20 protein-coding genes are annotated in these 17,453 nt (G+C 72.9%); 7 read left to right on the top strand and 13 right to left on the bottom strand.

The genetic code is table 11. The features are described 5' to 3' along the window. Positions 1–41: 41 nt before the first annotated feature. The 3 genes from ACULK2_RS15800 to ACULK2_RS15790 all read right to left on the bottom strand — a co-directional run bounded on the left by ACULK2_RS15800 (position 42) and on the right by ACULK2_RS15790 (position 2,113). A complete protein-coding gene (locus ACULK2_RS15800; RefSeq protein ID WP_445968190.1) occupies positions 42–773 on the bottom strand; it encodes a glutamine amidotransferase in 732 nt (243 codons plus the stop codon). A gap of 225 nt (positions 774–998) precedes the next feature. After that, positions 999–1,433, bottom strand: coding sequence for a hotdog fold thioesterase (locus tag ACULK2_RS15795; RefSeq protein ID WP_445968191.1), 435 nt, complete (start codon positions 1,431–1,433; stop codon positions 999–1,001). 62 nt (positions 1,434–1,495) lie between these two features. Beyond that, a complete protein-coding gene (locus tag ACULK2_RS15790) occupies positions 1,496–2,113 on the bottom strand; it encodes a zinc-binding alcohol dehydrogenase (protein WP_445968192.1) in 618 nt (205 codons plus the stop codon). A gap of 69 nt (positions 2,114–2,182) precedes the next feature. Between ACULK2_RS15790 and purM the strand changes: the two genes are divergently transcribed. The 3 genes from purM (at position 2,183) to ACULK2_RS15775 (ending at position 4,836) form a co-directional block, all read left to right on the top strand. Further along, positions 2,183–3,295, top strand: a complete 1,113-nt coding sequence (gene purM / locus ACULK2_RS15785; RefSeq protein WP_445968193.1) for a phosphoribosylformylglycinamidine cyclo-ligase — start codon at positions 2,183–2,185, stop codon at positions 3,293–3,295. A 4-nt stretch (positions 3,296–3,299) separates the two neighbouring features. Next, a complete protein-coding gene (locus ACULK2_RS15780) occupies positions 3,300–4,070 on the top strand; it encodes an LLM class flavin-dependent oxidoreductase (RefSeq protein WP_445968194.1) in 771 nt (256 codons plus the stop codon). Positions 4,071–4,176: 106 nt separating this feature from the next. After that, positions 4,177–4,836, top strand: a complete 660-nt coding sequence (locus ACULK2_RS15775; protein ID WP_445968195.1) for a hypothetical protein — start codon at positions 4,177–4,179, stop codon at positions 4,834–4,836. A gap of 125 nt (positions 4,837–4,961) precedes the next feature. Here the strand turns inward: ACULK2_RS15775 and ACULK2_RS15770 are convergent, their stop codons facing one another. Beyond that, entirely contained in the window at positions 4,962–5,162 is a 201-nt protein-coding gene (locus tag ACULK2_RS15770; protein ID WP_430647292.1) for a DUF3073 domain-containing protein, read from the bottom strand. A 186-nt stretch (positions 5,163–5,348) separates the two neighbouring features. Between ACULK2_RS15770 and ACULK2_RS15765 the strand changes: the two genes are divergently transcribed. After that, a complete protein-coding gene (locus ACULK2_RS15765) occupies positions 5,349–6,518 on the top strand; it encodes an NAD(P)-binding domain-containing protein (RefSeq protein ID WP_445968196.1) in 1,170 nt (389 codons plus the stop codon). Positions 6,519–6,525: 7 nt separating this feature from the next. Here ACULK2_RS15765 and crcB read toward each other — a convergent pair whose 3' ends face one another. The 5 genes from crcB to ACULK2_RS15740 are packed head-to-tail and all read right to left on the bottom strand — an operon-like array spanning position 6,526 to position 9,355. Continuing rightward, positions 6,526–6,897, bottom strand: coding sequence for a fluoride efflux transporter CrcB (gene crcB, locus ACULK2_RS15760; protein ID WP_445968197.1), 372 nt, complete (start codon positions 6,895–6,897; stop codon positions 6,526–6,528). Beyond that, on the bottom strand, positions 6,894–7,313 hold the full coding sequence (locus ACULK2_RS15755) for a FluC/FEX family fluoride channel (RefSeq protein WP_445968198.1): 420 nt from the start codon (positions 7,311–7,313) through the stop codon (positions 6,894–6,896). Before ACULK2_RS15755 ends, crcB begins: the two co-directional genes overlap by 4 nt. 9 nt (positions 7,314–7,322) lie before the next feature. After that, positions 7,323–7,838 (bottom strand): GNAT family N-acetyltransferase, encoded by a 516-nt coding sequence (locus ACULK2_RS15750; RefSeq protein ID WP_445968199.1) that lies wholly within the window; start codon positions 7,836–7,838, stop codon positions 7,323–7,325. 54 nt (positions 7,839–7,892) lie between these two features. Then, positions 7,893–8,504, bottom strand: coding sequence for a PadR family transcriptional regulator (locus tag ACULK2_RS15745; RefSeq protein ID WP_445968200.1), 612 nt, complete (start codon positions 8,502–8,504; stop codon positions 7,893–7,895). Then, a complete protein-coding gene (locus ACULK2_RS15740) occupies positions 8,501–9,355 on the bottom strand; it encodes a DUF4097 family beta strand repeat-containing protein (RefSeq protein WP_445968201.1) in 855 nt (284 codons plus the stop codon). The genes ACULK2_RS15745 and ACULK2_RS15740 overlap by 4 nt, the downstream gene beginning before the upstream one ends. A gap of 172 nt (positions 9,356–9,527) precedes the next feature. Between ACULK2_RS15740 and ACULK2_RS15735 the strand changes: the two genes are divergently transcribed. Further along, positions 9,528–10,301 (top strand): MerR family transcriptional regulator, encoded by a 774-nt coding sequence (locus tag ACULK2_RS15735; protein WP_445968202.1) that lies wholly within the window; start codon positions 9,528–9,530, stop codon positions 10,299–10,301. 104 nt (positions 10,302–10,405) lie between these two features. Here the strand turns inward: ACULK2_RS15735 and ACULK2_RS15730 are convergent, their stop codons facing one another. Together ACULK2_RS15730 and yczE are read right to left on the bottom strand one after the other, a co-directional pair. Beyond that, on the bottom strand, positions 10,406–10,669 hold the full coding sequence (locus tag ACULK2_RS15730; protein ID WP_445968203.1) for a hypothetical protein: 264 nt from the start codon (positions 10,667–10,669) through the stop codon (positions 10,406–10,408). A 177-nt stretch (positions 10,670–10,846) separates the two neighbouring features. Continuing rightward, complete coding sequence (gene yczE / locus ACULK2_RS15725) at positions 10,847–11,551, bottom strand: membrane protein YczE (protein ID WP_445968204.1); 705 nt, start codon at positions 11,549–11,551, stop codon at positions 10,847–10,849. Positions 11,552–11,617: 66 nt separating this feature from the next. Here yczE and yczR point away from each other — a divergent pair, with 66 nt between their 5' ends. Further along, positions 11,618–13,060, top strand: a complete 1,443-nt coding sequence (yczR, locus tag ACULK2_RS15720) for a MocR-like transcription factor YczR (protein WP_445968205.1) — start codon at positions 11,618–11,620, stop codon at positions 13,058–13,060. Positions 13,061–13,169: 109 nt separating this feature from the next. Beyond that, positions 13,170–14,873 (top strand): choice-of-anchor I family protein, encoded by a 1,704-nt coding sequence (locus ACULK2_RS15715; RefSeq protein ID WP_445968206.1) that lies wholly within the window; start codon positions 13,170–13,172, stop codon positions 14,871–14,873. Between the two features lie 184 nt (positions 14,874–15,057). On the opposite strand, the gene ACULK2_RS15710 is transcribed toward ACULK2_RS15715, so the two are convergent. Both ACULK2_RS15710 and ACULK2_RS15705 read right to left on the bottom strand, forming a co-directional pair. After that, positions 15,058–16,266 (bottom strand): hypothetical protein, encoded by a 1,209-nt coding sequence (locus ACULK2_RS15710; RefSeq protein ID WP_501044936.1) that lies wholly within the window; start codon positions 16,264–16,266, stop codon positions 15,058–15,060. A gap of 89 nt (positions 16,267–16,355) precedes the next feature. Beyond that, complete coding sequence (locus tag ACULK2_RS15705) at positions 16,356–17,426, bottom strand: hypothetical protein (RefSeq protein WP_445969992.1); 1,071 nt, start codon at positions 17,424–17,426, stop codon at positions 16,356–16,358. Between the last annotated feature and the right edge of the window lie 27 nt (positions 17,427–17,453).

Raw genomic sequence — 17,453 nt, 5'->3', positions numbered from 1 at the left:
TCGGGAGAATCGCACCGCGGGGTTCGTCCGAGCCGGACGTGCTACCGCGCGTACCGCTCCACGAAGGTGCGCAGCATCCGGCTCGGTTCCGACACCGGCGCGCGCGCGGCTGCGGCGAGCGTGAGCTCGAGCTCGTCGGCCGCGAAGTAGCCGTAGCTCGCGTAGGCGCGGATCCGCACGAGGATGCCCTCGAGGTCGAGCTCGGGATGGAACTGCGTCGCGTAGACGTTCGCGCCGACGCGGAAGACCTGCACCGGGCAGGTCGGCGATGATCCGAGCAGCGTCGCCGACGGCGGCAGCACGCGGATCGCCTCCTTGTGCCCGACGAACGCGTTGAACGCCGGCGGCAGGCCGGCGAGGAGCGGGTCGGCGGCGCCGGCTTCCGTGAGCGTCACGGGCACCACGCCGATCTTCTCGGCGTAGTGCGCGTCGATGACCGCGCCCTGGTGCGCACCGAGCGTCCCGACGCCGTAGCAGGCGCCGAGGAACGGGAAGTCGCGCGCGACGACCTCGTCGAGCAGCGTCGCGAACTCGGCCTCGACACGGTGCTGCACGGCCGACTTGCGGTCCGGGGGATCGGAGGCGTTGAAGGGACCGCCGCCGACGAAGATGCCCGACAGTCCTTCGAGGTCGAGCTGCGGCATCGGCCCGGCCTCGAGCCGGATGCGGATGAGGTCGCGCTCCTCGAGCCCGCTGCCGCGGAGGAACAGCGCGTACTCCTCGTCGGCGGGCACGTCCTCGGCACGCGTGGCGAGGAGGACGAACGGCTTCACGCCGACCACGATATCCGCGACGGTGCGGGTGCGGGTGCGGGTGCGGGTGCGGGTCGGACGTGCTCGCACGTCGGCACGGGTGATGGCGGCGCTGTCACCATCGGAACTGCTCGAGCCCCGATGCGAGGCCACCGGCCCGGCGGTGGAGGCCTTCACCATCCTCGGCCTGTCGTGTTCCGTCGTTCCGTCGGATCGAGCCTGGCCGTGAGGCCGGTGCGGAGCGGATCAGTACTGCGACGGCGTCGCGAGCACGGCCATCGTGCAGCGCGACACGCAGACGAGCCTGCCGGCCTCGTCGGTGATGCGGATGTCCCACACCTGCGTCGTGCGCCCGCGGGTGATCGGCCGCGCCTCGCCGTGGACCCAGCCGTCGGAGACGGGGCGGGTGTGGTTCGCGTTGATCTCCATGCCCACGCAGTAGAACCGCTCGGGGTCGACCGTGAAGCTCGAGCCCCAGCTCGCGAGGGTCTCCGCGAGCAGCACCGACGCGCCGCCGTGCAGCACACCGCCCGGCTGGCGGGTGCGCTCGTCGACCGGCATCCGGCCCTTGAGGGAGTCGTCGGTGATCTCGGTCATCTCGATGCCGAGCGCTCGGATGGCGGTGCCCTCGCACCGCGCGTTCGCCCACTCGACGCTGGGCTCGCCGAACCAGATGCTCATGACCGTCGAGTCTGCCACGCGGTGCGGCTCCGACGCGTCCCGCTCGATCACCCGGCCGGTGCCTACGCGAGCTCGGCGATGATCGGGTGGATCGCATCGTCGAAGGCCGCGGCATCCGACCGCAGCGAGTCGGTGACGGCGACGGTCTTCTGCCCGATCCACCAGATCCCGGATGCCGCGAGCGGCAGCACCTCGACGTTCAGCTCGAACGAGTGCGCGCGTCGGCCCACCTCGCGCTCGTGCTCGGCGATCGAGCCGGCATAGGCGCGGTAGGTGTCGCCCGACCGGGCCGCGGACGCGCTGCGGTACCGCTCGTGCGCCCACTCGGCCCAGGCCAGCCCGGCCTCGGCGTGCGGGCGGATGGCGGCGGCGAGCGTCTCGGCACCCGAGACGGGCAGCGCGACGGCCGTGCCGAACTCGTCGACGAGCTCGAGCGGCACGGGCGACGGATGCGCCTCGGGCTCGACGGTCATCGACCACCACTCGCGCCACTGCTTCTCGAGGGTGTCGTGCGCGTCCATGTCGCGAGACGATTCGGGCCCGACGCGACCGATGTCGCGCAGGCGCGGCAACTCGGCCGGCGAGGCGATGCCGAGCACCTCGCGGAGGTAGAGGGCGAGCAGGACCCCGGTGCTCGCGTTCTCGCGAATCACCCACGACGGCGTGGCTCCCGCGTGCATGCACGGATTCTATCGCCGGGCGCCGACAGCGGGCCCGAGCGCCGCGCCCCGCGCGGGTACCCTTGACGGGTGAGCGCGAACTCGTCCTATGCCGCTGCCGGAGTCGACACCGCCGCCGGCGATCTCGCCGTCGAGTTGATGAAGGAGGCGGTCGCGAAGACCCACGGGCCGAACGTGCTCGGCGGCGTCGGCGGCTTCGCCGGGCTCTACGACCTCTCGTTCGCGAAGGACTACACGCGCCCCCTGCTCGCGACCTCGACCGACGGCGTCGGCACGAAGATCGCGATCGCGCAGGCGCTCGACGTGCACGACACCATCGGCCAGGACCTCGTCGGCATGGTCGTCGACGACATCGTCGTGGTCGGCGCGACGCCGCTCTTCATGACCGACTACATCGCCTGCGGCAGGGTCGTGCCCGACCGCATCGCGTCGATCGTGACCGGCATCGCGCGGGCGTGCGCCGAGACCGGCACCGCGCTCGTCGGCGGCGAGACCGCCGAGCACCCGGGCCTCATGGGCGTCGACGACTACGACGTCGCCGGTGCCGCGGTCGGCGTCGTCGAGGCCGACCGCGCCCTCGGCGCGGAGCGCGTGCAGCGCGGCGACGTGGTCCTCGCGATCGAGTCGAGCGGCCTGCACTCGAACGGGTACTCGCTCGTCCGGCACATCCTCTCGAACGCGAACCTCCGGTACGAGGATGCCTCGCCCGACCTCGGCACCACGTGGGGCGAGGCGCTCCTCGAACCCACGCGGCTCTACTCCGGCCCGCTCGTGAAGCTGCTCGCGCACGACGACCTCGGCCCGGCCGTGCACTCGCTCTCGCACGTCACCGGGGGCGGCATCGCCGCGAACCTCGCGCGCGTGCTGCCGCAGGGCTCGTGGGTCGAGGTCGATCGCTCGACGTGGTCGCCGCAGCCCGTCTTCCGCGTGCTGAACGGCCTCGCGGGCACGAGCCTCGAGTCCACCGAGGGGACGTGGAACCTCGGCATCGGCTTCTTCGCGGTCGTGGCAGCGGACGCCGCGGCATCCGTCATCGCCGAACTCGGCACGCTCGGCCTGCCCGCCTGGCAGGTCGGCACGGTCTCGACCGCGGAGCGCGACGCCGCGGCATCCGGTTGGGAGCAGGGCGCGAAGGGCGTCGACGGCGGCGCGGTCCGCCTCGTCGGAGCCTACGCGAGCTGATCGCATGCGCGCCGCGGTCTCGATCGGTCTGCCCGGTACCACCGAGCTCGCGACGTTGCGCGCACTCGCACCGCGCCTGGAGCGGCTCGGGTTCGACGCGCTCTGGCTGAACGACGTGCCCGGCGGCGACTCGCTCGCCGGCCTGCGGGCGGTCGCCGAGGTCACCGACCGGCTGGGGCTCGCGACGGGGGTCATCCCGGTCGATCGCCGTCCGGTCGCGAGCCTCGATCTGGCGGGCATCCCGGTCGACCGCACGACGCTCGGCATCGGGTCGGGCGGCGCCCGCCACCCCGTGACCGTGATCGCCGCGGAGATCGCGGAGCTGCGAGCCCGCACCGACGCGGCGATCGCCGTCGGCGCGCTCGGTCCGCGGATGCGCCGGCTCGCCGCCGAGCACGCCGATGCCGTCGTGCTCAACTGGCTCACGCCGGCGGCCGCGACCGAGGCCGTGGCCGACCTGCGACGCGACGCCGGCGACCGGGCCGACCGGGTCCGCGGCGTGCTCTACGTGCGCACGATCGCCGACGGCGCCGCGCGGGCGGCCCTGCAGAGGGAGGCCGACCGCTACGGCTCGTACGCGTCGTACGCGGCGAACTTCACCCGGCTGGGAATCAGTCCGATCGACGCGACCATGAATCGCGCCGACGCGCTCCGCGCGTACGACGTGGTCGACGAGATCGTGCTCCGCGCGATCACGGTCGGCGGCACGCTCGATGAGCTCGAGCGGTTCGCCGAGACCACGGCGGGGTGGCGCGCCGAACCGCAGGGCGCCTGACCCGATCGCCTCATCGGGCATCCGATCGCCCCGGCCGGGCGCCCGACCGCCGGCCTGAGGGACCATCGACCGGTCCGCGGACGGCCCGCCCGCCTACGTTCGTGGCATGGACGACGCGACCGCCGTGCGCGGCGATCCCGCCAGGGCGACCGACACCTTCCGCCTCGGCCGCTGGGTGACGGGCACGGCCGTCGGCGAGGGCGTCGGATTCCTCCTGCCCGTCACGGGCTTCGCGATCGCCGACGCGCTCGGTCTCGCCGGGTGGTCGCACTGGCTCCTGCTCGTCGGGATCGGCGCGGGCGAGGGGGCGCTCCTCGGCCTCGGCCAGTCGCTCGCGCTGCGGGGCGGACCTGCAGCCGTGCCGACCGGGCGGTGGGTCGCCGCGACGGCGGCCGCGGCATCCGCTGCCTGGGCCATCGGGATGCTGCCGTCGACCCTCGCCGATGCCGGCGTCGCGATCGACTGGGGGCGGCCGACGACGTGGGTGCTCGTCGCGCTCGCCGGCCTCGCACTGCTCGCGAGCATTCCGCTCGCGCAATGGCCCGTGCTCGCGGCGGCCGGCGTCCCGCGCGCGTGGCGGTGGGTTCCGCTCGGCATGGCGGCGTGGCTCGTCGGCCTGCCGTTCACGTTCGCACCGTCGCCGATCGTCGATGCGGGCACGCCCGCGCCGGTCGTGTTCGCCCTGTTCGCGGCATCCGGTGTGCTCATGGCCGTCACGATGGCGATCGTGACGGGCTTGGGGCTCAGGCGGATGCTGCGGGGTTGAGGCTGCGGGGTCGCCATCTCGCGCACCGCGACAGCGCGCACCACCGGGACGCGGTGCGGTCGTGCGGACACGCAGGAACCCCCCGCGCGGCGACCTCTCGGGGTGCGCCGCTCAGCCGGGGATGATCAGGAGCGGTGGGACCCGTCGTCGTGGACGTAGGAGTCGTCGTCGGCGTATTCCGCCCACTTCGACATCTCCTCGTCGGTGTGGTCAGGATGCGAAGCCGTGAGCTCGCGCTCGAGCGCGCTGTAGTCGGTGGCCGGGCTGAAGTACTTCAGCTCCCGGGCGACCTTGGTGTGCTTGGCTTTCTGACGGCCGCGCCCCATGCGTGACCCCCTTACGACGTCTGGCCGGATGGGATGGACGTCACCCGGCTCTTTGATATGAACAATCCCGGCTGGTAGTTTACCACCGCCTCGGGGCCGGTTCGGATGCCACGGCGGCACTGTGGAGGCACCGCGAAGGCCGCTCCGTGGCCCGGAGCACCCCTCCGGACGTGGTGGGATGGTGGGGTGGATACGATCCCCGACCGCGTGAAGGTCGCGGTGATCGGTGCCGGACAGGCGGGGCTGTCTGTCGCCTATTACCTGCGACGCTTCGAACTCGTCGCCGACGAGGACTTCGTCATGCTCGATCGCGCCCCCGGAGCGGGTGGCGCGTGGCAGCATCGTTGGTCGTCCCTGCGCCTGGGCTCGGCGCACAAGGTGAACGACCTGCCGGGCATGGGGGAGCTCGGCATCAGCTTCGAGACCGCCGATCGCGCGCTCCCCGCCAAGGAGGTCGTCGCGGACTACTACGGCAGGTTCGAGGAGCACTACCGGCTGAACGTGCATCGACCTGTCGACGTGCGACGCATCACCAACGACGGCGTCGACCTGCGCATCGAGTACGAGGACCTCAGCCCGCAACCCGCCGAGGAGTTGAAGGGCCGAGGGTTCTTCGGCCGGCGCCGCAGGACGTTCGAGGCGGCGGCGCCACCGCCCGCACCGCGGGGCGAACTGCGCGCGCAGTTCCTGGTGAACGCGACCGGCACGTGGGGCTCTCCGTTCGTGCCCTACTACCCGGGAATGGGCGACTTCCGCGGTCGGCACGTGCACACGTCCGACTTCACCTCGGCCGAGGAGTTCCGGGACCAGCACGTCGTGGTGGTCGGCGGCGGCACCTCGGCGATCGGGTTCATGCTCGAGCTCGACGGCGTGGCATCCGGTCTCACCTGGGTCTCACGTCGGCCGATCGACTGGCTCGACCGGCAGGAACTCGACCTCGAGGGCGCGTCGGCCGCAGTGTCGAAGCAGGACGAAGCCGCCCGCGCCGGGCGCGCGCTGCCGTCGATCGTGAGCGGCACGGGAGTGCCGAAGAACCGGCGGATCGCCGCCGGCATCGAGCGCGGTCTCCTCGTCGCGAAGCCGATGTTCGAGCGCATCGAGGCCGACCGCGTGGTCTGGGCCGACGGCAGCGAGGCGAAGGCCGACGCCATCATCTGGGCGACGGGCTTCCGACCCGAGCTGCGCCACCTCGCGCCGCTCAAGCTCCGCGAGAAGGCGGGCGGGGTGAGCGTCGGCCAGGGCGCGTCGTGGCACGATCCGCGCATCTTCCTCGCCGGGTACGGGCCGCAGGCATCGACGATCGGCGCGAACCGCGCGGGGCGCATGATCGCGCGTCAGATCATGGCGATGATCTAGGGCCGGCCTAGCCCCGGACGAGCAGGTACAGTCCGAACGCCGCGCCGATCCCGAGCGCCAGGGTGACGAGCACGTTGAGGATCGCCGCACGCCACCGCCCGCCGTCGGCCATCTCGATGGTCTCGACGCACCACGTGCTGAACGTCGTGAGGCCGCCGCAGAATCCGGTGACGAGCACGAGCCGCACGTCGTCCGAGACGGCGGCGCGTTCGGCGAGCCCGATGACCGCGCCGGCGATGGCGGAGCCGACGACGTTCACGACGAGGATGCCGCCGGGCAGGTGCCCCGGGCGGACCGGGTACGCCCTCGAGAGCAGGTAGCGGATGACGGCGCCGACGGCGCCTGCGACGAGCACGACCGCGACGACGAGCGCGCTCACAGGGTCGCCCCGTCGTCGGTGACCTCGGTCGGCATCGGACGGTGCGCGAGCGACGAGCCGAGCTTCAGCCCGGCGGCCGCGAGGGCGAGCCCGGCGACGAGCGAGACGCCGAGGTAGAGCGCGGCGATCCCGGTCGCCTCCTCGCGATCGAGGATCGCGACCGCTCCCATGACCGCGGAGAGCGTCGTGAACGAGCCGATGAGTCCCGAGCCGATGCCCGCCTTGAGCCACGACGGGGTCGACGGGCGTGTCCACAGCCCGCCCGCGAGCCAGCCGAGCACGAAGGTGCCGACGAGGTTCGCGATGAACGTCGACCACGGGAAGCCGTCGTCGGCGTGCGGCAGGGCCGTATCGAGCGCGAGGCGCAGGCCAGTGCCGGCGAGGCCGCCGACGAAGACCGCGAGGGAGGGAGGCACCCGTCGAGGCTACGCCGTGCCCGCCTCGGGCGCGGGGAGCACCCACACGTTCGACTCGAGCCAGGTGCCCTTCGGGTACTCGAACTCCTCGACGCCCTCGAGCACGAACCCGGCCCGGCGGCAGAGCGCGTTCGACGCCTCGTTGCCGACCCGCGGATAGGCGCCGATCGGACGGCTGGCGTCGGCGGCGTGCGCCGCCTCGATGAGCAGCGCGAGCGCCGCGTGCGCGTAGCCCCGGCCCTGGTACGGGGCCTGCACGGCCCAGCCGACCTCGTACATCGGGCGGTCGCCCTCGTCGCGGGGCCAGAAGCCGATCGCACCGACGCCCTCGGGGTGCTCGGGCGTCACGATGGCGTACATGTGCGACGAGCCGTCGCGCCATCCGCGCAGGTATCGCGCATGGCGCGCGACGAGCTTCTCGTCGCTCTCCGGACCGCCCAGGTGCTCCATGAGCTCCGGCGCGTTGTTGCGCACGAGGAGGCCGAGGTCGTCCCTGGCCCAGGGGCGCAGCGCCACATCCGTCATGTCCTCATGCAAGCGGATGCCGCCGACATCCGCGACCCCCCCCGGGGCCCGCGCTCAGCGCTGCGCGAGTTCGCGCAGCACCTCGGCGCGCACGTCGGCCAGGCGGGAGCGCAGGAGCGTCACGGTGTCGGTCGAGACCCGGCCGCGGTGCGCGCGCGCCCGGAGCTCGGTCCGAAGCTGTTGACGGAACTCGTTCAGCACGAGGTCGGCCTCGTGCACGGCGCGGTTCGAGTCCACGTGGAGGTTGACGGTCGCGTCGGTCTCGGTCGCGGCCTTCTTCGCCTCGCGTGCGGCGGTCGCGAGCTCGGCCCGGAGGCTCCGCATGGCGGAGTCGACCTCGGCGCGCACGCCCTCGGCGAGGCGGCGGACCGAGTCGGTCACGTCCTCCTCGATGGCGTCGAGCTCGTGCCGGCGCGCATCCAGCTCGGCCCGGCCGGCGTCGGTGATCTCGTAGACGGACTTGCGGCCGTCGGTGCGCTTGGCGACGAGCCCCTCCTCCTCGAGCTTGGCCAGTCGCGGGTAGATCGTGCCCGCGCTCGGGGAGTACGTGCCGCCGAACCGGTCGGAGAGCGCCTGGATGAGCTCGTACCCGTGACGCGGCCGCTCCTCGAGGAGCGCGAGCAGGTACAGGCGCAGGTTGCCGTGGGCGAAGACCGGCGGGGTCATGCGGATGCCTCGGAGCCGCCGTCGTCGGCGCCGGCGCTCGCTGCGGCGGACTGGCGTCGGATCACGGAGATGTCGCCCGAGACGCTGTTCGCGCCGAGGTCGAGCCAGACGCCCTCGAGCTCGCCGGTCACGCGCTCGAAGCCCTTGCCGAGCGTGCCCTTGATCTGGGTGTCGTCGAGGAGCAGCGAGCCGCTCACGGTGTTGACGCGGTAGCGCGCGCCGCTGCCGGCGTCGAAGCGGACGGTCAGGTCGCCCGAAACGGTGTTCGTGTCGATGCGCGACGGCGTGCCGCGCACGTCGAGGACCATGTCGCCCGACACGGTGTCGGCCTTGAACGAGGAGACCTCGCCCGTCACGGTGATGTCGCCCGACACCGAGTGCGCGGTGACGCGGCCCCGGTGGTCGCCGACCGAGACCTCGCCCGAGACGGTCGAGCACTCGACGTCGCCGGCGTGGTTGTCGATCACGAGGTCGCCGTTGACCGAGCTGAACCGGCCGTCGTCGTCGAAGCCGGAGACGAGCGCCTCGCCCGAGACGATGCCGAGCTTCATCACGACGTGCCGCGGGGCGAGGATCGACACCTCGGCGCGCGCCTGGCTGCGGAACCCCTTGAAGACCTCGAGGAAGTTGTCCCACCGCAGCTGCGGGTGGTCGATCTCGAGCGAGTCGCCGTCGATCTGGATCATGAGGTCCTTGCCGCTGACGCTCGCGATCTCGACGCGAGCGCCGGGCTCGTCGTGCGCGATGACGTCGACCTTGCCCCCGATGAGGCTGACCTTGAGCTTGCGGACGAGCTCGAGGTCGATGACCCGGGACTCGCCGGGGTTCACGACCCACTTCTCGATGGCCATGTGCGTGCTCCTTCTGCTGGGTGTGCAACTCACGATATATCGCGTTGAGGGGATGGTCAAGATATATCGCGTTTCGAGATCGGCCCTGCTCGCGCACTCCACCCCCTTGACTTTGACGCTACGTCAAGTTCTACCGTGGTCTTCGAACCGGGAACACGAGAGGAGGGCACCCATGGACGAGTCGAACACGGACTGGTCGATCCAGGAGATCGCGAAGCTCGCCGGCACGACGAGTCGCACGCTGCGACACTACGACGACATCGGGCTGCTGCCGCCGAGCCGCGTCGGCGGCAACGGCTACCGGTACTACGACCGTCCGGCGCTCGTGCGGCTGCAGCGCATCATGCTGCTCCGCGAGCTCGGGCTCGGCCTGCCGGCGATCGCCGACGTGCTCGCCGGGCAGACCGGCGAGGCGCGGGCGCTGGAGGGCCACCTCGCGTGGCTCCGCCACGAGCAGGACCGGCTGGCGCGCCAGGTCGCGTCGGTCGAGCGGACCATCGAGGCATTGGAGGGAGGTGAGGAGATCATGGCGAAGGACATGCTGGACGGCTTCGATCACACGCAGTACCGCGAGGAGGTCGAGCAGCGCTGGGGTCGCGACGCGTACGCCGCAGGCGACCGCTGGTGGCGCGGCATGGGCGACGAGGAGCGCGCCGCGTGGACGGAGCGCACCGCCGAGCTCGGTCGAGACTGGGCTGCGGCCGCCGAGTCGGGCGTCGCGCCGGACTCCGCGGAGGCGCAGGCGCTCGCGAAGCGCCACGTCGAGTGGCTGACGGGCATCCCGGGCACGCCCGCGGGCTCGCCGGGAGGCGACGTCAAGGCCTACGTGCTGGGGCTCGGCGACATGTACGTGACCGACGAGCGTTTCGCCGCCAACTACGGCGGTGAGCAGGGCGCGACGTTCGTGCGCGACGCGCTGCGGGCGTACGCCGAGGCGAACCTGTAGGCGCGGCGTCGGCCGAGCCGGCCGGCGAGACCGAAGCGACACGACGGATGCCGCGGGGCACGAGCCCCGCGGCATCCGCTCGTCTCGACCTCGAGCGTTCGGGCTCACTCGTCGGGATAGCAGTCCTCCCAATGGACGAACCAGCCGCCGATGATGGACCCGAAGCTGCCGACGCCGAAGCCCTTGATCTCGGCGACCCGCGCCGCGATCGCGCCCGGCTCGCCGACCGCCTGTGGCTGGAACACCTGCCCGACGCAGGAGGCGTTCGGGCTGGGCCCGCGTTCGGCCGCCGTGGCCGGAGCGGCCAGCCCGATCGAGCCGACGACCGCGAGGCCGGCAGCGCCGAGGATGATCGTTCGTGCGTGCATGTCGTCCCCCTCTGGACCGTCGCGGGGCTCGCACGAGGTGTGGAGGCCGCTCTCGCGACGCTTGGGCGCAACGCTAGACCGGCGGCCGACCGGAGCACAGGTGGCGGATCCGCCACCTGCCGGCGCGCCTCGGCGTGGGGCGCCGGCCGTGCGCGAGCCCGCGGGACCGTGGTGCCGTCAGGCCTGCGCGGGCGTGGCGCCCGTGGCGGGCCGCGGGATGTCCCGGCCCCGCGCCCCTCCACGCACGGGTCGGGCCGCGGCCGGGCCGCGCCGGACCGCGAAGAGCGGGATGGTCCAGCCGCAGAGCGGGCCGACGAGCACCGCGAAGGCGAGCGTGCCGATGCCGACGTTGCCGCCGAGGAGGAAGCCCGCGATGAGCACCGTCACCTCGATGCCGGTGCGGACGATCCAGATCCTCCAGCCGGTGCGTCGGTGCAGGCCGGTCATCAGCCCGTCTCGCGGGCCGGGGCCGAAGTGCGCGCCGATGTAGAGGCCGGTCGCGACGGCGAGTACGACGATGCCGCCGAAGAGCATGACGATGCGCAGCCACAGGTCGAGCCCGGTCGGGATCATCCAGAGCGACAGGTCGGCGAAGGGCCCGACGAGGAGCGCGTTCATGAGCGTGCCGAAGCCCGGCCTCTGGCGGATCGGGATCCAGAGCAGCAGCACGATGCCGCTCGTGATGACCGTGATGAGGCCGAACCCGAGCCCGGTCTGCTTCGCGATGCCCTGCGTCAGCACGTCCCAGGGGGCGACGCCGAGTTCGCCGCGCACGATGAGCGCGATGCCGAGGCCGTAGAGGTACAGCCCGACGAGGAGCTGCACGAGCCGACGCCCGAACACGGGCGCGGAGTCGGTGGTGCGAGGGAGTCGGAACGGCATGATGGCAATCCAATCCCCGAATTGGCCTTTCGGCAAGAAGCCAATTCGCCTAAAGTGGCTCAGACCATGGAAGCTGCACTGAGCGCCCGCGCCCTCGAGACCCTCCTCGGCGCCTGGCGCGGCGACGGCGGCAGCGCGTACCGCGCGCTCGCAGACCGCATCCGCCTGCTCGTCCTCGACGGGCGCATCCCCGTCGGCACCCGGCTGCCGGCCGAGCGCCACCTCGCCGAGCGACTCGGGCTCAGCCGGACGACCGTCACCGCCGCGTACCGCGAGCTCCGCGACCAGCACCTGCTCCGCAGCATCCGCGGCTCGGGCAGCGTCGCGCGCCTGCCCGGTGCGCCCGCCGTGCTGCCGGTGCCGCCCGCGGCCGACTACATCGACTTCTCCAAGGCCGCGCTGCCCGCGCTGCCATGGCTTCCGGATGTCGCGCGCGACGCGGTCGAGGCCCTGCCCGGGCATCTCGGCGATTCGGGCTTCGACCCGATCGGCATCCCGGAGCTGCGCACGGCGATCGCCGACCGGTACACCGCGCGCGGGCTGCCCACCGACCCCGAGCAGGTCATGGTGACGCTCGGGGCGCAGCACGCCATCGCGTTGCTCTCCCGCGCGCTCGTCGGCCGCGGCGACCGCGCCCTCATCGAGGCGCCGACCTACCCTCACGCCTACGAGGCGCTCCGGGTCGCGGGCGCCCGGCTCGCGACCGTCGCCACGGCGCCGCACGATGCCGGGCCCGAGGGCTTCGGCGCCGCCGACGAGGCGGGCGACCTCGTGCGCGCGATGGGTCACGCGAACCCCGTCGCCGCGTATCTCATGCCCGACTTCCACAACCCGACCGGGCGGTCGCTCGACGCCGCGGCCCGCGAACGCGTGCTCGACGCGGCCGCCCGCCAGGGCACGGTCGTCATCGCCGACGAGACGACCGCCGAGCTCGACATCGACCGCGGGCTCGACCTGAAGCCGCTCGCGGCGTACGGCCCCGCGGTCATGGTCGGCTCGGTCGGCAAGACCGTCTGGGGCGGCGTCCGGGTCGGCTGGATCCGCGCCGATCGGTCGCTGATCCGCCGGCTCCTCGCCGTGCGTTCGCCGGGCGACCTCGGCACGCCGATCCTGGAGCAGCTCATCGTGACCCGGTTGCTCGACCGCATGGACGACATCCTCGACCTGCGGCGCGAGCAGCTGCGCGCGGGCCGCGACCACCTCGAGCGACGGCTCGCGGAGGCGTTCCCCGCCTGGCACGTGCCCCACGTGGACGGCGGTATCGCCACGTGGGTCGGCCTCGGCGCCCCGGTCAGCTCGCAGCTGGCGCTCGCCGCGCGCACGCAGGGCCTCATCGTCGCCGCCGGCCCCCGCTTCGGGATCGACGGCGCCTTCGAGCGCTTCCTCCGACTGCCGATCTGCTACGACGCCGAGACGACGGATGCCGCGGTGCAGGCGCTCGCGCGCGCGTGGGGGTCGCTCGCCCGCACACCCGTACCCGACCAGAGCGTGCTCGCCGCGGTCGTGTGAGCCGGTTCGGACGGCGAGCGGGGTCGAACGTTCACCCGCGGGTCATCCGCGGTTCGCGGGGCGCGACGAGAGTGATCGTCGTCCCGTGTCCCCAGACCGAAGGTGATCCATGCTCTCCACCCGCTCCCGCATCCGGCGCGCCGCAGCGCCGATCCTCGTGGGTGCGATCGCCGCCGGCTGCCTCGCCGCAGCCCCGGCATCCGCACTCCCGATCCGCACCGCGATCGTCGACGCCCCGGCCGGGGTCGTCGCCGACGGTGCCGCGCTGACCCTGTCTCCCGTCGGCACCTACGAGACGGGCGTGTTCGACGAGTCGGCGGCCGAGATCGTCGCCGCGTACGACGGCCGGCTCTACGTCGTCAACGCGCAGGCCGGGCTCGTCGAGGTGCTCGACGCGAAGAAGCCGTCGAAGCCGAAGAAGGTCGGAGAGGTGCAGGGCGACGGCATCGCCAACTCCGTCGCGATCCGCGCCGACGGCCTCGGCGTCGTCGCGATCGAGGACGCGGATGACAAGACCGCGCCCGGCCGCATCCTCTTCTTCGACGCCACCGGGAAGAAGCCGCGAGTGCTCGGCTCGGTCGAGGTCGGTTCGCTGCCCGACATGGTCGCCCTGTCCGCGGACGGCACGCTCGCGGTCGTGGCGAACGAGGGCGAGCCGGCCGACGACTTCTCGAGCGACCCCGAGGGCTCGGTCGCGGTGATCGACCTGCCTGCGACGGTGTCGGCCGCGACCCAGGGCGACGTCCGCATCGCGGACTTCCACGAGTTCGAGGTCGGCGGTTCGAAGACGCTGCCCGACGACGTGCGCGTGTTCGGGCCGACGCCGGAGGCCGACCTTCCGGTGTCGCGCAACCTCGAGCCCGAGTACGTCGCGATCGACGGCGACGCCGCGTACGTGGCGCTGCAGGAGGCGAACGCGTTCGCCGTCGTCGACCTCGACACGGCCGCGGTCGAGGAGATCCTGCCGCTCGGGTTCGTCGACCACTCCGCGGCGGGCCACGGCATCGATGCGTCCGACCGCGACCCGCAGGGTGCGCCGACCTTCGGCATCCGCACGTTCGCGGGGCTGAAGGGCATGTACCTGCCCGACGGGCTCGTCGCGTACGAGGCGGCCGGCGAGACCTACCTCGTGTCGGCGAACGAGGGCGACGCGCGCGAGTGGGGCGACTACGTCGAGCCCGCCCGCGTGAAGGACCTCGGCGACGACGGCCTGGCGCCGATCTGCGGGACGAGCCCGGCCGCCGCGCTCACGGGTGATGCCGATCTCGGTCGGCTGAACGTCTCGACCGCGATGGGCCTCAGCCAGGACGGCACCTGCTACGAGGAGCTCTACGCGTTCGGTTCCCGGTCGTTCTCGATCTGGACGACCGGCGGGGAGCAGGTCTTCGACTCGGGCGAGGACTTCGAGCGCCTCACGCACGCGGCAGCACCCGACTCCTTCAACTCGAACCACTCCGAGTCGAACCTCGAGGGCCGCAGCGACGACAAGGGCCCCGAGCCCGAGAGTCTCGCGATCGGCGACGTCGACGGCCGCACCTACGCCTTCATCGGCTTCGAGCGCGTCGGCGGCGTGATCGTCTACGACATCACCGATCCCGCAGCATCCACGTTCGTCACCTACCTCAACAACCGGGACTTCTCGGTCTCGGTGGAGGATGACGGCGTCGAGACGCTGTCCTCGGCCGGCGACCTCGGCCCGGAGGGGCTGACCTTCATCCCGGCGTCGGCGAGCCCCACCGGTGAGCCGATGCTCGCCGTGGCGAACGAGGTGTCGGGGACCACGACGCTGTTCGCGATCGACGCGATCTCGTAGTCGCGCGCAGGGCGCGAAGGGACGGGGCGGTGGGAGGAATCCCCACCGCCCCGTCTGGTCGCGTTCCCCGGGCGCGACCGGCCGTGCCGCGGCCCGAGTGTGCGGCACGGAGGATCGTGTGGGCGGAGGTCTCCGCCGGCCGGCGGACCCGGCGCCGGTAGGGCGGCGCCGGGCCGTCACCGGATCAGCGGCGGAGTGCGAACCGCCGCACGCCGACGAGCACGGCGCCGGTCAGCAGCAGGAACAGCGCGAGCCGCTCCCAGAACCCGGTGTCGAGGCCGGTCGACGCGAGCGCGCCGGCACCGATCGCGAGCGGGGCCGAGCTCGTCGCGGCCACCGAGGTGTCCGCGCCGTCCGTGCCCGTGCTGCCCGAGTCGCCGCCGTCACCGGGGGTGCCGGGCGTCGTCGGGTCGGTCGGGTCGACCGGGTCGGTCGGGTCGACCGGGTCCGTCGGGTCGACCGGGTCGGTCGGGTCCGTCGGGTCCGTCGGGTCGACCGGCGTGACGACCGTGGTCGAGCCGTCGGTCGTGGCGTCCCCGATCACGGAGACGGCGTTGCCGCCGATGGTGATCGGCGCCGACAGGTCGGGCAGGATCTGGGTGCCGCCGAGGATGGAGTCCTCGCCGGAGGTCCAGGCGTCCGTTCCGGTGCCGGTTCCGGTTCCGGTGGTGACGACCGTGGTGGCGTCCTCGGAGTGCGAGTCGCCGATCACGGAGACGGCGTTGCCGCCGATGGTGATCGGCGCCGACAGGTCGGGCAGGATCTGGGTGCCGCCGAGGATGGAGTCCTCGCCGGAGGTCCAGGCGTCCGTTCCGGTGCCGGTTCCGGTTCCGGTGGTGACGACCGTGGTGGCGTCCTCGGAGTGCGAGTCGCCGATCACGGAGACGGCGTTGCCGCCGATGGTGATGGGGGCGTCGAGCCCGACGAGCGCCTGCGTGCCGCCGAGGATCGAGTCCTCACCCGACGTCGAGGCGCTGCTCGCGTCGTTCGGCCCGGATCCCGTCGACACCTCGGTGGTGGCGTCCTCGGAGTGCGAGTCGCCGATCACGGAGACGGCGTTGCCGCTGATCGTGATCGGTGCCGACACGTCGATGATCGCCTGGCTGCCCGAGCCGATGCCGCCATCGCCCGAGGTCACGGCCACGGGCTCCGAGGAGCCCGCGTCGTCGGTCGCGACCACGGTCGTGGCATCCGTCGACTCGGAGTCGCCGACGACCGACAGCGCGTTGCCGCCGATGGTGACGGGCAGGTCGATCGAGATCCCGAGCTGCGTGCCGGAGAGGACGCCGTCCTCGCCCGTCGTGTCCGCGGCGTGCGCCACGCCGGCGCCGAGGAGCATGAGCCCCCCGGTGAAGAGGGTCGCGTACAGCGCCCTCGAGACGTACTTCTTCATGGTTGTACTCCTGACTGGTTGGGTGTGATTCCGCTCCCGTGCGGGAAGCGGCGACCGTGTCCGCCTGCGGGCAGGCGGAACGGCACCCGTCAGTCAGGGGTGGTGTCGGTCTCGTACACCGGCGACGACGGAAGATCGTCGTCGACCGAGGCGAGCGCGAGCGACGCGAGCGCGTCGAGCTGGAGGGCGGCGAACGTCGCGTCGGACCCGGACGCCGTGCCGGCGCCGGACGCGCTGCCGCCTGCGGGCACACCGGAGGATCCGCTCGGCGCAGCGGGCGTCGGCACGCCGCCGTCGAGCGGCGCCGCGGCGGGCGCGGAGGGCGTCGATGCGCTCAGGAGCGCGCCGCCGTCGGGCGGTGGGGCGCCGGAGATCGCGGGCACGGCCGGTGCCGGGGCGGGCGGGCCGCCCTGCGGGGTCGCCGCTTCAGCAGTGGCCCCGGCGGGCGAGTCGGGGAGGCCCGTCGGAGGCTCGACTCCGGGACCCGCGGGGTCGGGCTCGAGGCCCGGGACGGACGGCACCAGGCCGTCGTCGGGCAGCGGCCCGAGTTCGCCGACCACCGCGTCGAGGGTGCCGTCGACCACGTCGACCACCGGCCCGAGGACACCGCCGAGCGTATCGTCGCCGAGCACCGAGCCGACGATCGGCAGTGCGCCGACGACGTCGTCGAACGTGTCGACGACCGGGGTCGTGATCGCGCCGACCGCTCCGGAACCGACGACGTCGGAGACGAGCCCGCCCGTCTCGGCCACGGCCTCGGTGACCGCGGCATCGACGGTGTCGACCGTGCCGGACGCGGCATCCGTCGTCGTCTCGACCAGGACGGGCACGGACTCGGTGACCGGCCGGACCACCGGGTCCAGCGGCTCGGGAACGACCGGGTCGACCGTGTCGACCACCGTGGAGGTGGTCGGTACGACGGCCGAGACCACGGGTTCGAGCACCGGCTCGACCACCTGGTCGACCACGCCGTCCAGCGTGTCGTCGACGACGCCGACGACCGAGCCGACCGTGCCGAGCAGGCCGTCGGGCCGCTCCTCGGCGGAGGCGCTCGACGGCGAGGCGACGAGGCTCACGACGACCCAGGCGGCGGCGAGGCCGGTGCCGAGCAGCAGGGCGCGCACGAGCGGAGCCGTGCGGTCCACCGCGGCCGTTCGCATCCGCACCCCCAGGCGTCTCGGAAAAGG

The sequence above is a fragment of the Agromyces molybdatiresistens genome (assembly GCF_052748445.2).
Note: the sequence above shows the minus strand (reverse complement) of the source record. Positions and strands in the feature narration are given on the sequence as shown.

What these genes read in the sequence shown, in the direction of transcription:
- ACULK2_RS15745 (WP_445968200.1), bottom strand. Translation starts at nt 8,504, where the DNA reads ATGACCCCGCCGGTCTTCGCCCACGGCAACCTGCGCCTGTACCTGCTC.
- ACULK2_RS15790 (WP_445968192.1), bottom strand. Translation starts at nt 2,113, where the DNA reads ATGCACGCGGGAGCCACGCCGTCGTGGGTGATTCGCGAGAACGCGAGC.
- ACULK2_RS15775 (WP_445968195.1), top strand. Translation starts at nt 4,177, where the DNA reads ATGGACGACGCGACCGCCGTGCGCGGCGATCCCGCCAGGGCGACCGAC.
- ACULK2_RS15750 (WP_445968199.1), bottom strand. Translation starts at nt 7,838, where the DNA reads ATGACGGATGTGGCGCTGCGCCCCTGGGCCAGGGACGACCTCGGCCTC.
- ACULK2_RS15710 (WP_501044936.1), bottom strand. Translation starts at nt 16,266, where the DNA reads ATGAAGAAGTACGTCTCGAGGGCGCTGTACGCGACCCTCTTCACCGGG.
- ACULK2_RS15795 (WP_445968191.1), bottom strand. Translation starts at nt 1,433, where the DNA reads ATGAGCATCTGGTTCGGCGAGCCCAGCGTCGAGTGGGCGAACGCGCGG.
- ACULK2_RS15705 (WP_445969992.1), bottom strand. Translation starts at nt 17,426, where the DNA reads ATGCGAACGGCCGCGGTGGACCGCACGGCTCCGCTCGTGCGCGCCCTG.
- yczR (WP_445968205.1), top strand. Translation starts at nt 11,618, where the DNA reads ATGGAAGCTGCACTGAGCGCCCGCGCCCTCGAGACCCTCCTCGGCGCC.
- ACULK2_RS15770 (WP_430647292.1), bottom strand. Translation starts at nt 5,162, where the DNA reads ATGGGGCGCGGCCGTCAGAAAGCCAAGCACACCAAGGTCGCCCGGGAG.
- ACULK2_RS15715 (WP_445968206.1), top strand. Translation starts at nt 13,170, where the DNA reads ATGCTCTCCACCCGCTCCCGCATCCGGCGCGCCGCAGCGCCGATCCTC.
- ACULK2_RS15735 (WP_445968202.1), top strand. Translation starts at nt 9,528, where the DNA reads ATGGACGAGTCGAACACGGACTGGTCGATCCAGGAGATCGCGAAGCTC.
- yczE (WP_445968204.1), bottom strand. Translation starts at nt 11,551, where the DNA reads ATGCCGTTCCGACTCCCTCGCACCACCGACTCCGCGCCCGTGTTCGGG.
- ACULK2_RS15730 (WP_445968203.1), bottom strand. Translation starts at nt 10,669, where the DNA reads ATGCACGCACGAACGATCATCCTCGGCGCTGCCGGCCTCGCGGTCGTC.
- ACULK2_RS15780 (WP_445968194.1), top strand. Translation starts at nt 3,300, where the DNA reads ATGCGCGCCGCGGTCTCGATCGGTCTGCCCGGTACCACCGAGCTCGCG.
- ACULK2_RS15740 (WP_445968201.1), bottom strand. Translation starts at nt 9,355, where the DNA reads ATGGCCATCGAGAAGTGGGTCGTGAACCCCGGCGAGTCCCGGGTCATC.